The organism is Cellulosilyticum ruminicola JCM 14822 (assembly GCF_001311925.1).
GTDB lineage: Bacteria > Bacillota > Clostridia > Lachnospirales > Cellulosilyticaceae > Cellulosilyticum > Cellulosilyticum ruminicola.
The window spans coordinates 1-12,698 of record NZ_BBCG01000042.1 but is presented as its reverse complement, the minus strand read 5'-3'; the positions used below and the strand labels follow the sequence as shown (position 1 = coordinate 12,698).

11 protein-coding genes are annotated in these 12,698 nt (G+C 31.8%); 2 read left to right on the top strand and 9 right to left on the bottom strand.

Annotated features, from left to right (window positions below; all coding sequences use genetic code 11):
* Nucleotides 1–81: 81 nt before the first annotated feature.
* On the top strand, nucleotides 82–2,730 hold the full coding sequence (gene adhE, locus JCM14822_RS12850) for a bifunctional acetaldehyde-CoA/alcohol dehydrogenase (RefSeq protein WP_054742785.1): 2,649 nt from the start codon (nucleotides 82–84) through the stop codon (nucleotides 2,728–2,730).
* Nucleotides 2,731–3,693: 963 nt separating this feature from the next.
* Nucleotides 3,694–4,203 carry an FUSC family protein gene (locus JCM14822_RS12845; protein ID WP_054742784.1) on the top strand — a complete coding sequence of 170 codons (510 nt, stop codon included), beginning with the start codon at nucleotides 3,694–3,696 and terminating at the stop codon, nucleotides 4,201–4,203.
* A gap of 300 nt (nucleotides 4,204–4,503) precedes the next feature.
* Here the strand turns inward: JCM14822_RS12845 and JCM14822_RS12840 are convergent, their stop codons facing one another.
* From JCM14822_RS12840 to JCM14822_RS12805, 9 genes are all read right to left on the bottom strand, one after another.
* On the bottom strand, nucleotides 4,504–5,271 hold the full coding sequence (locus JCM14822_RS12840) for an ABC transporter ATP-binding protein (RefSeq protein ID WP_054742783.1): 768 nt from the start codon (nucleotides 5,269–5,271) through the stop codon (nucleotides 4,504–4,506).
* On the bottom strand, nucleotides 5,268–6,236 hold the full coding sequence (locus JCM14822_RS12835) for a FecCD family ABC transporter permease (protein WP_054742782.1): 969 nt from the start codon (nucleotides 6,234–6,236) through the stop codon (nucleotides 5,268–5,270). Before JCM14822_RS12835 ends, JCM14822_RS12840 begins: the two co-directional genes overlap by 4 nt.
* Nucleotides 6,237–6,304: 68 nt before the next feature.
* Nucleotides 6,305–7,282, bottom strand: coding sequence for an ABC transporter substrate-binding protein (locus JCM14822_RS12830; protein ID WP_054742781.1), 978 nt, complete (start codon nucleotides 7,280–7,282; stop codon nucleotides 6,305–6,307).
* Nucleotides 7,283–7,607: 325 nt separating this feature from the next.
* Nucleotides 7,608–8,033 carry an HIT family protein gene (locus tag JCM14822_RS12825; RefSeq protein ID WP_054742780.1) on the bottom strand — a complete coding sequence of 142 codons (426 nt, stop codon included), beginning with the start codon at nucleotides 8,031–8,033 and terminating at the stop codon, nucleotides 7,608–7,610.
* 219 nt (nucleotides 8,034–8,252) lie between these two features.
* Nucleotides 8,253–8,600: a hypothetical protein gene (locus tag JCM14822_RS12820; RefSeq protein ID WP_054742779.1), complete on the bottom strand. Its 348-nt coding sequence runs from the start codon at nucleotides 8,598–8,600 to the stop codon at nucleotides 8,253–8,255.
* Nucleotides 8,601–8,814: 214 nt separating this feature from the next.
* A complete protein-coding gene (locus tag JCM14822_RS20375; RefSeq protein WP_157047752.1) occupies nucleotides 8,815–8,973 on the bottom strand; it encodes a hypothetical protein in 159 nt (52 codons plus the stop codon).
* 451 nt (nucleotides 8,974–9,424) lie between these two features.
* On the bottom strand, nucleotides 9,425–10,639 hold the full coding sequence (locus tag JCM14822_RS12815) for a methyl-accepting chemotaxis protein (RefSeq protein ID WP_054742778.1): 1,215 nt from the start codon (nucleotides 10,637–10,639) through the stop codon (nucleotides 9,425–9,427).
* A 22-nt stretch (nucleotides 10,640–10,661) separates the two neighbouring features.
* Nucleotides 10,662–11,033, bottom strand: coding sequence for a hypothetical protein (locus tag JCM14822_RS12810; protein WP_054742777.1), 372 nt, complete (start codon nucleotides 11,031–11,033; stop codon nucleotides 10,662–10,664).
* A 231-nt stretch (nucleotides 11,034–11,264) separates the two neighbouring features.
* Nucleotides 11,265–12,287 (bottom strand): HD domain-containing phosphohydrolase, encoded by a 1,023-nt coding sequence (locus JCM14822_RS12805; protein WP_054742776.1) that lies wholly within the window; start codon nucleotides 12,285–12,287, stop codon nucleotides 11,265–11,267.
* Nucleotides 12,288–12,698 lie beyond the last annotated feature (411 nt).

Below are 12,698 nucleotides of genomic sequence, written 5' to 3'. Positions count from 1 at the left end.
TGTATATTTTTTTATTTTATTTTGTTAAATTAATAACAATTTTTAAAATTTACAGCGTATTAATTTAAGGAGGATTTAACAATGTCTGATGAGAAAAAACAAAAAGTAACTGAAGTTAAAGAAACATCTGTTGTAGATGCAAAAGTCATGATTGACGAATTAGTTGCAAAAGCAAAAGTTGCTCTTGATGAGTACCTAAAACTTGATCAAGAAAAAATCGATGAAATTACAAAAGCTATGGCTTTAGCTGGTCTTTCAGCTCAAATGAAACTTGCTAAAATGGCTATTGACGAAACAGGTCGTGGTATTTTTGAAGATAAAGTAACAAAAAATATTTTTGCTACAGAATATATCTACCACAGTATTAAACATGAAAAAACTGTTGGTATTATCGAAGATAATGAAGATGAAGGATACATCGAAATTGCTGAACCAGTTGGTATCGTAGCAGGTGTTACACCTACAACAAACCCAACATCAACAACAATGTTTAAAGCAATCACATGTGCTAAAACACGTAACCCAATCATCTTTGGTTTCCACCCAGCTGCACAACAATGTTCTCGTGAAGCTGCTATTATTGTTCGTGACGCAGCTATCAAAGCTGGTGCTCCAGAAAACTGTGTACAATGGATTGAAACACCATCAATCGAAGCTACTAATGCTCTTATGAATCACCCTGATGTAGCTACAGTTCTTGCAACTGGTGGTTCTGCAATGGTTAAAGCTGCTTATTCAACAGGTAAACCAGCACTCGGCGTTGGTCCTGGTAACGTACCAGCATTCGTTGAAAAAACAGCTAATCTTGAACAATCTCTTACAGACATTATTCTTTCAAAATCATTTGATAATGGTATGATTTGTGCATCTGAACAAGCTGCTATCATCGAAGCTCCTATTTATGATAAAGCTGTAGAATTCATGAAAAAACAAGGTTGCTACTTCGCTACTAAAGAAGAAGTTGAGAAACTTGCTCCAGTTGTAATCGATCCAGTTCGTATGATGGCTGGTCCAGCAATCGTTGGTAAATATCCATATGAAATTGCGGCACTTGCTGGTATTACAATTCCTAAAGAAACAAAAGTTCTTTGCTGTGAACTTGATGGTGTTGGTGCTAATTACCCACTTTCAAGGGAAAAACTTTCTCCAGTTCTTGCAGTTGTTAAAGCTAAAAACGTTGAAGATGGTATTCAAAAAGCTGAAACAATGGTTGAACTTGGTGGTCTTGGGCATACAGCAGTTATCCATACAACAAATAATGAACTTATCGACGAATATGGTAAACGTCTTAAAGCTTGCCGTATCATCGTAAACTCTCCATCTGCATTTGGTGGTATCGGTGATGTTTACAACTCACTTATGCCTTCATTAACTCTTGGTTGTGGTTCTTACGGACATAACTCAACATCTTCTAACGTTACAGCACAAAACTTAATTAATAAGAAGAGAGTTGCAAAAAGGAGATTAAATATGCAATGGTTTAAAGTTCCAGAAAAAATCTACTTCGAACCAGGTTCAGTTCAATACCTAGCTAAAATGCCAGACATCCACCGTGCAATGATCGTAGCTGACCCAATGATGGTTAAATTAGGATATGTTGACAAACTTACTTACCAGTTAAATAAAAACCTTAATAAAGTAACTATCGAAATCTTCAGTGAAGTTGAACCAGATCCAGACTTAGCAACAGTTAGAAAAGGTACAGCTGTTATGAATTCATTCAAACCAGACGTAATCATCGCTCTTGGTGGTGGTTCTGCAATGGATGCTGCTAAAGCAATGTGGTTATTCTATGAAAACCCAGAAGCTGACTTCATCGGTATGGCTCAAAAATTCATGGATATCCGTAAACGTGTTTACAAATTCCCTAAAATGGGTAGACTTGCAAAAATGGTTTCTATTCCTACAACATCAGGTACAGGTTCTGAAGTAACATCATTCGCTGTAATCTCTGATAAATCTAAAAATATGAAATACCCACTTGCTGACTACGAATTAACACCAGACGTAGCAATCATTGACCCAGAATTCGTTATGTCAGTTCCAGCTGGCGCAACAGCTGATACAGGTCTTGACGTATTAACACATGCTATCGAAGCATATGTTTCTGTCCTTGCTTCTGATTACACTGATGCTCTTGCACTTCACGCTATTAAATTAGTATTTGAATACTTACCACGTTCATACAAAAATGGTGCAAAAGATCCAGAAGCTAGAGAAAAAATGCACAACGCATCTTGTATCGCAGGTATGGCATTCACAAATGCATTCCTTGGTGTATGTCACTCATTAGCTCATAAACTTGGTGGTGAATTCCACGTAGCTCATGGTCGTGCAAATGCTGTTCTTTTACCACACGTTATTGAATACAATGGTGAAACAAATCCATCTAAATTCATGGCTTGGCCAAAATATGGTAAATTTATCGCACCACAAAGATACCAAGATATCTCTAAAATGTTAGGACTTCCTGCTTCTACTCCAGAAGAAGGTGTTAAATCTCTTGCTAAAGCAGTTAGAGACTTAATGAAAGAAATTGGTATTCCATTAACTCTTAAAGAAATGAAAACTCGCGAAGGTAACTCATACATTGATGAAAAAGTATATCTTCAAACTATCGAACCATTATCTTACAAAGCATTCGAAGATCAATGTACAACAGCTAATCCAAGACTTCCAAGAATTCATGAACTTCAAGAACTTTACAGAAAAGCTTACTATGGTAAATAATAAATAGAGTTCGTTAATAAATTCCGCCAGTTAAATTTATTAAACGCATACTAATTAGGAAAACAAAAGAGAGGTTATCTAAGATACAATGTCATTAAGTTAGCTATCTTATTTAATGATTAATTATAAACCAAGAATATTTCAGTAAAATAATACTGTTTCATTCTTGGTTTATTTTTGTGTTTTTCTAGATTTATAATAGTCTCTAATTGAATGAAACTACAGTATTACTGACAGCTACTCGCTGTCTTTGACGATTTAGTCTTACAGAAAGAAGAAATCGCCTTATTGTAGCTTCTATATCATATGTTGACTCTAATTTTCTATGTTTAAAAAAGTGTAGACAAATTTTTGTAGCCTGCGTGAAATTGACCTGAAGATGGTGCTTTAGGTCTTTTTCTTCTGATGATGTATTTAATGTAATAGACATACTGAAGTTATACATCACCAAACGAACATAGATTTCCTGTAAAATAGAATTTTCTTGCTTTGAGTGAAATGCTCGTAAGCCTAAGATATACTTTACCTCTCTAAATCCGGTTTCTATTCCCTATCTTTTTTTAACTAAGTCCTTTTTGAATAACTGCATCACAAACTGTTTGGTCTCTACATCAAAGGCAGTATTTAAATGCAAAGTTGATACATAGTTTTTTCCTACCACATTATTTTCATTAGGATTATATGGTAGCGATAGATCACTTCCATCTATAGCTAATAGACGATAGCCTTGATATAAAATGATCATTTGTCTAATAAATTCATGGAATAAATATTTAATAAGAAAATCTCAGAAACAATGTCTTAACTTAATAACATTGATCTAAGATAACCTCTCTTTTAATATTATTATTTATATTATCCATATGATTAATTTTTATAAATAACGCTAATACTAAAATCTATCATATATATCTTTAATTCATATAGATATTAATTTACATATTATAGAATAGGAATGACACCATGAGAAATACCTTAAGAAATATTCAATTACCTACAATAGGTTTTCGTACTTTAAAAACTGCCTTAGCAGTATTTCTTTGTCTTTTACTCTTTCCCAAAGAACCCTTCTTTGCTTGTATGACTTCAGTATTTTGCTTACAAAATACTGTAAAAGATTCATATAAAATCGGTTTTGCACGTGCCTATGCTACTATTCATGGTGCTGTTATAGGATTTCTATTCCTTTTATTTTTTAAATTACTATGGAACTACTCAACAGTTCCAGCCTTAACGACTCTTATTATTTATATTCTTATCGCTTTGGGCATTATTGTCGTTATTTATAGCTGTAATCTGCTCAAGCGTTCTCCTTCTATTCCATTGGCTTGTATTGTATTTTTAGGTGTTACTACTATACATGCTCAAACAGATGCGGTATACTATGCCCTTAACCGCATTGTTGAAACATTTTTTGGTCTTATCATTAGTGTACTTGTTAATAAATACATCAACCCACCTATTGATAAATGATAAACACATTACTAAATAATAAATAGGAGTTATCTGCATTACTAGCAGTAACTCCTATTTATTATTTTATAAAACCTTTTTTAATCTAAAATCATACAAACTATTTTTATAATAACATTATCGAATTAAATGATATTTCCTATTTCAAGTTTTTAATCTATTCACCCCCTACAATATATTTTTTGCAAAATTAACTTTTATTTTTTGCTCTAAAACCTAGTTCTGTCCAAATTTTATGATTCCTATTTTATCTTTTATAATTCATATTCATTTGGTTATGTAAATTAAAAACAGCCCCTGTTAGAGGACAGGGACTATGTAAGTAGTGGCGGTTTCATCTTGGATAAGATGAATTTTATAATTATAGGTTTCTTGTAGTATGGGATTTTGTAGTACCTCTTGAGTAGGTCCTGAAATTACTAGGGTACCGTCTTTTAAAATAAGCATTTCATCACATGTACCGAAGGCTAAATTTAAGTCATGAAGTACCATAATAATCGTTAGATTTCTTTTTTCTTTGATTTGTTGTATGAGATGCATGAGCTCTACACTATTATGAATATCTAACATTGAAGTGGGTTCATCTAGCAGTAAGTATGGTGTATCTTGAACGAGGGCTCGTGCAATAAATACCTTTTGTGCTTCTCCGCCACTTAGATTTTTAATAGATACATCTCTTATACCTTCAAGATTTAAGTCTTCCATAACTTGTTTGATAAGTGTTTCATCTTTTTCTTTAAGGTCTCCCATTAAATCCATATACGTATAACGTCCCATTTGTAAAATCTCATATACTGTAAAATCTAAGTCTCTTGGATTTTCTTGAAAAACGTAACTTATATGTTTTGCATAATCTTTTACCTTAAAACTTTTTATATCTTTCCCTTCATAAAAAATCGTCGATTTAGATGGTGAAATCATACCCATAATATGTTTGAGAATCGTACTCTTCCCAGCACCATTAGGTCCTATAATGCCATAGATCTTACCTTGCAAAAATTTATAATTAATATCTTTTAAAATATGCTTTTGCCCTATTTGATAATTTAAGTTTTTAATTTCTATCATCGTTGCTCCCTCTTTCTTTGTCTATAAATCAAATACATGAAATAAGGTGCACCAAGTAATGCAGTAATGATTCCTATAGGAATTTCACCACTAGGTATAAGTGCCCTAGAAAGATTATCGCATAAGAGCAAAAATATCATCCCTAAGAAAGCACTAATAGGTAGTGTTTTGCGATAGTTAGAACCAAAGATAAGCTTTGCAACATGAGGAATGATTAATCCTACAAAACCTATTGTTCCTGTAAAGGCAACTGTAGTCGCAATGAGTATGCTACTTACACCTAAAAGTATTTTTCGAATGCATCCCACGTCTAGCCCTAATGACCTAGCTGCATCTTCACCCATTAATAAAATGTTAAGTTCCTTACGTAAAATGAGAAAAATAATAAATGTAGGCACAGTGATAGCAGTTAAAATAATAACACGTTCATAAGATGCTGCTCCTAATGACCCCATGCCCCATGTAAAAATAGTAAGAAGCTTATCTTGTGATGAAATCTTAATTAAAGCTAGTAATGCTGAAAAGAAATAGTTAATTGCAAGCCCTGAAAGTAGTAGTCTAATTGTCGATACCTTTCCTCTCATTCCTGATAATCCTATAACAAGAACATTAGCTACAAGAGCACCTACAAAAGCATAAATAGGTGAAAACCCACTTGTCATAAACCCAATAGCTGCACCTAAAGATGCGCCTGATGAAATGCCTAATATATAAGGATCTGCCATATCATTTCTAAAAATAGATTGATAAACTGCTCCTGTTACTGCAAGATTCATGCCTGTTAAAATGGCCATAAGTATTCTAGGAATACGTATATTCAATATAATTGTCTGTTGTCCTTTTGTAATATGTGTAGCGATTTCATGTCTTGTTATCTGAGACCATATAATCTGAAATGTATCAGCAACTGTAATATCTGCTACACCAATTGTAACGGAGATAATATCAAAAATAATAACTAACAAAGTTAGTAGGAAATATAAAAACCTTATATTTCTTACTATCTGAAATTTCTCTTTAATTTTCATTAACACTAGTTATTTTTAAGCTCTGGATTAATTATTTCTGCCATTTCAATAAGAGCATCATCTTCGCGAGGTCCTTGTCTAGAAACCATATCTCCATTAATTTCATAAACTTTTCCTGCTTTAACTGCTTCTAAGTCTTTATAGAAATTTGCATTTTTAAGTGTTTCAAGGGTTGCTACCCCACTTGGAACAATAATAATATCTGGTTGGTTATCCGCTATTTGTTCTTTACTAATTGACCAGCCACTAATATTTTGAGCAATATTTTGCCCACCTACTAAATTAATCATTTCACTAATAAATGTATCTCCACCAGCAGTATAATCACTTTCACCACTGCCAATCATATAATATACTTTAGGTTTATCTGTCTTATTTAAAGCTTTTACCTTGTCTGTAATCTTAGTAACATTAGCTTTCATATCATCGATTACTTTCTCCGCATTTCCTAGTTCATCGACTAAATTACCAATAGTTCTAATCTCCTCATAAGTTCCATCAAATCCTTCTTGTTCATTGAGGAATACAACTGGAATGCCTACATCTCTTAATTTATTAATAATCTCATCTGAAACATGAGTTGAACCTACTACTAAATCTGGCTCTAATGAAATAATTGTTTCTACATTAGGATCCATTGTGCCGCCTACTGTTGTAATAGTCTCAATAGTTTCTGGATAATTACAGTAGTCTGTACGTCCAACTATTTTATTTTCCACACCTACAGCAGCTAAAATCTCTGTTGTACTAGGTGCTAAAGAAACAATACGTTTAGGTACACTTGTTAATGTGGTTGTTTGACCTGTTGAATCTGTAACACTTACATTAAATGTACTTTCAGGAGCTGTAGTTACTTCCGGTGCAGCTGTTTCTGTAGGTATTACATTTTGTGTATTATTTGTACTGCTACAACCCACTAATATAACAAATGACATTGCCGCTGCCATTAAAATCATCATTTTTCTTAATAAGCTTTGCTTCACTTTCATACCTCCTATGAATAATATAAAACCAATATTTTTATCATTACACAGTATTATACCGTTGTCAACAATTCCTCTTTTCCTTAAGACTTATTTCATCTCTTCAGCTATACGAAGATTCTACTGATATTAGGTGCAAAAACAAATCCAATTATACTCATTATAATTAAAATCAAGGTTACCATTTACTAATTTTCATTCCAATAACCTTATATACGGCGCCTATATATATTTTTTTATATAAATAAAGAGGTCGTAACATCATTTGTCACCACCTCTTTATTTACTACTTATTTTATAAACTCTCTCCTAGAACCTATCACCCTTATAAATTTCTTTTTACTTTTTCAATAAGCTCTGTGTATTCATCATCACTTAATAAAACTTTTGGCTCTGGCATCATTTCAAATGTACCTCCAAAACTTGGGCCACCTTCATATTTTGGTACGATGTGATAATGAAGATGTGTCATTTTATCAGCATATGCACCATAGTTAATTTTTGTAGGTGAAAATGCTTTATCCATAGCTTGTGCTACTCTTGCTACATCTTTCATAAATGCATTTCTTTCTTCATCTGTTAAATGAAATAATTCACTTTTGTGTCCATTAAATGCAACTAGACACCTACCTCTATATGTTTGTTCTTTAAAAAGATAAAGTGTTGATGCTTCAAGATCACAGATTCTAATCATAATATCTGTTAATCTATTATCTTTTACACAGTAAAAACAATCTTTATCAAAAGCCATATCTAATCCCCTTATCTGTTTATAAATTGTGATTAAGTCTTCTTTATTATATCGTACCTTAATTTTTAAAAGATCTCATATATTGGCCTAATCCGATAAATATAACATTTTTAGTGCTATCTTAAAAAAATATATCCACATATAATGCTATTTTACTTTCAACTTATTCACAAAAAGTATTTTACTCACATAATTTTGTGGATTACTTCAACTAACACTTTAAGATACCTTAATAACCTTGCCATTTATATTAATTGCTTCTACATCTTCAATATTAATCAGATTCATATCCTGTACATTCCCCTCTGGATTATATCTTATTTGAAGTAAATCAGTTACTGTAATTTCTTCAAACACAAAACTTTTCTTATTTAATTCAGCCTCTTTATCCCAATTGATATGTGTATCTGACATGTACTTCTCATGGGTTCTTGTATCTATCAAATAAAGCTCTGGCCAAAGATCTATAATCCCTTCTATATCAGGATAACTAGCTAATATACTAAGTCCCTTTTCTGTAATTCTTATATCATCTATATTCAATGTATCAAAAGTTTTGACAGGCATTAGCCTCATACCTTATGACCGAATTGCCCATCGCAAATCTTATAAATAATTGTAACAACATATGCTGTATATTAGTTCATAAGCATTTCATAACACTGAATATCCGATTGGCACAATCTATTTATCATTTCTTTTTCTGTCATCTTAGTCTCCTTTTCTCCCTTTTTTTCTTCACCTATATAGACAACTATTTTTATGCTTTCATTCCATAAATCTATTTTTTATTTTTAGTGTTCTCCTGTATTTCTTCCTTCCATTTAGCTTTTTCCATATTTTCATAAGTTGCTGTAATATCTGCTCTCTTGCCTCGATAACCTTTATTCATCTTATGCTTTGCCTTACGATTAGCAATCAAATACAATACTAAAATCATAGTCTTCTGGATAAAAATCTTTGGCTGCTACATCGTTGTTCTTCCTTATACCATTTCCTTTATTATTGTCTTCAGATATTATTCTATATGCCTCCTCATTTTATATTTTAACGATTACCTTATCTCGGCTCGGTTTGATATTTAATAAGCAATTTGAAAAGGCAGAAACTTATACTGCTAAGCAATCTATACCCAAATGACTATATATCTATATGACTACATAAATATATATATTACTACCTCTCTAATCATATATTGAATATTTGGCCTCACTAAATAAACCATAGCTTAGTCTTCATTAAAAATTATTTAACTGGCTTAGCTATGCTTTATAGATTACTATATTTAGCAGCTTATTTTATTACTTTCATAAAAAATAGAGACCTATCGTAACATGTGACGATAGGCCTAAATATAGGGTTTCATACACTATATTGCTTTATACTGTGAATTATAATTTATATTCTACAACGGTTTCGCTTAAATGCTCCGATGTTACTTTTAATTCTTCTGAGATTCGTAAGATTGCTCTTGTAATCTCTGTTTCATCTTCTGTTGTACTTGCAATCTCTTCTGTAATTGCACTATATTGTTGCGCTTGTGTTGTTAAACTCTCTGTTGCAACATTGACATTATCCTTATAATTTCTGATTTCATCTGTATATCTAATGAGTTCTTTAATAACTTGAAGTATTTGCTGCATTATTTCTTCTGTTTGCTTAAATGACTTTTCTACAGTTATAGATGCTTCATTGATTTGTACATTACTGTTTATTAACCTTGATGTATCTTGTAATGATTTTTGAACATCACTCACAATGCTTCCTACAACTTCTTTAATGATTTCTGTAGATTTAAATGTATCTTCTGATAATCCCTTAATTTCATCTGATACTATAGCAAAACCTTTACCTGCTTCTCCAGCTCTAGCAGCTTCAATTGCTGCATTTAAAGCAAGTAAATTTGTTTGTCTTGTAATGCCCTCAATTACATCAATTACATCTTCTATTTTCTTAGAATGTTCATCTAATAATTGTATACTCTTTTGAACTTCCTCTGAAATACATTGATTCTCTTGAATCGTCTTTGTTAAATCATTTAAAGTAATACCACTTTCTACATTAGCCTCTTGAGTTACTGTAGTAAGCTTATTAATATGCCCAAGTTCATTTACTAAATCTTCGATTTTTACACTTAATAACTGTAACATATTATAGCTTTCTGTTGTTTGCATCACTTGGTTATTAACGCCTTCAGCAAGTTCTACGATACTTAAATTAATTTGCTCTGTAGCCGCTGTAGAAGCATCTAACTTAGTATGCATTTCTTCTGTCACTTCAAATATACTACCACTAATGGTATTTACTAGTTCAGCCTTATCCCTTAACTTTTGTCTCATATCCATTAAGTTATTTGTAATCTGTCCAATTTCATCTTTGCGATGACTTAATTCACTTCCTAATGTCATATCTGTAAAATCAAATTGACTTGTTGCATCAACAATTTTATTCATTGCTTCAAATGGTTTACTTACTAATCTTTGAATTCCTAAGTATGTAAGTGCTAATTGAATAATCGTTATAAGCAGCATACCGATTCCTATAATATAAGCATAAGCCTTTTCTTCTCTTGCAATATATTCAGCTGCTATATCTGAAGCTATCACACCTATTAATTTATTATTCTCATCAAAAATACCAACTTCTATAGAAACGATTTTTCCCTATTGATCCGTCACTTACCGCAGCATTGCCTGCAACTATAGTCTCATATGATAAGGCCTCTGAATTTTCTCTATAACCATATTCACAGAAATCATCTATCCCCATAGGTTCTGAATCCACAACATAAAAATACTCATCACTATTATCATAACTTGAAGTATACAAAAATTTTACATCACTAGCTTCCTTAACTTTTGCTAGATATTCATGTATATTTTTATAAGCCGAACTCTCCATATCTCCAGTTGCTATAACTTCCCTAAACTCATCTAAATTGATACCTACTGCTATACTTCTTAATAATGTTTCATTTTGCTTAATAAATGTATTTGTCATATTAGTTCCTGAAATTTGTATTAAACAGCATGCACCCAATAATATTCACAATTAAAACGAGTATACTTGTTAGTGCTAAAATTTTATTTGCGACTCTCTCATTTTTTATCATGTTTACTTTTTCCTCCTGAATCCCCTCTATATCTCAACCTATCTGCTAAAAATATTAACCCACTTTATAAATAGTATTTACATTTTATTCTAATTTAAAAATCAATTAAGTTATTTTCATTATTTATAGCCATAAGCTACAGCATAGATTGCATCTTCTATAGCCATAAAAGCTTCTATAATTTCTGGATCAAATTGATTTCCTTTGCCCCCTAAAATTAGTTCACATGCTTCTTCATGTGTCATTGCTTTGCGATAAATACGATCTGAAATCAATGCATCATATACATCCGCTACCGAAACAATACGACCACTAAGTGGAATTTCTTCTCCTGTTAATTTCCAAGGATAGCCTTCTCCATCAAAACGCTCATGGTGGCTAATTGCTATTTCCTTTGCTAAATATAAAGAATCCTTAGGTTCTGTCTTTTCTATAATCGTATTAATTAAAGCTTCTCCTATTAGAGTATGCTTCTTCATTTGTTCATACTCACTTTCAGTTAAACGCCCTGGCTTTAATAATATTCTATCTCTAATGCCGATTTTTCCGATATCATGGAGCGGCGAGCTATGTACTAATCTTTCAATATACCGATTATCTAATTTATCTGCATATTTACTTGAACGTTGAAGCTGCTTTGCAATGAGTCTTACATATTCTTTAGTACGTTCTACATGTTCACTAGTCTCATTATCTCTACTTTCAATCAATTCACAGCAGCTTGTAATAATGCTTTCTTCTAAGTTATTCTTTCCTCTCCTTAAAAACTTACGATGTCCAAAAATTTGAAGATGTTTTTCTATTCTATGAATTAATCTCTCTATTACAAAAGGCTTAGTAAAGAAGTCTACCGCGCCACATTCAAAGCATTCCACCTCCACTTCCTTCGCATCATAATCCGAGAAAAGCATCACCGGAATATCCTTTATCTTTCTTTCCATTTTTAATGCTTCAAGCATTTTAAATCCGTCCATATCTGGCATATTCACATTCAATAATATAAGGTCTACTTGATGACTCTTACAAATTTCTAAAACTTGCCTACTTAATCCCATAGCGCTTACTTTATAATATTGCTTGAGCATATTTTCAGCAGCTTTTAAATCAACCAAATTATTATCTACTAACACAATGTGTTTCATACAATCTCCTTATTTCCATCATAATTTCAGCCTTCTTGATACTGATTTTCGTTTCCCCTTATTTCTATAATAAGGCTTATTGTTATTATTTGGTGTATTTTACTTTAAATTGTATATTGAATTAATTAAATAAATCAAGAAAAAAGATAATCCACTTAAGTAATAAAAAAGAATTATCTTTTTAATATGATTTTCTGTAACTGTTCAGCCGTTGGCTGAATAAATATATTTTTTTGCTGTGAATAAACGAGTTTTTTAGCATGATTTTTATGTTAGATTTCCACATTTAAATTTAGTTATCACCTGACTTTTTACAAAAATTATTTAACAAGATTGATACTCTTACTGATATTATTTCAGAACAAACTGCTACTATTAACAAGCTAACTGAAACTATTCAAAAACAAGGAA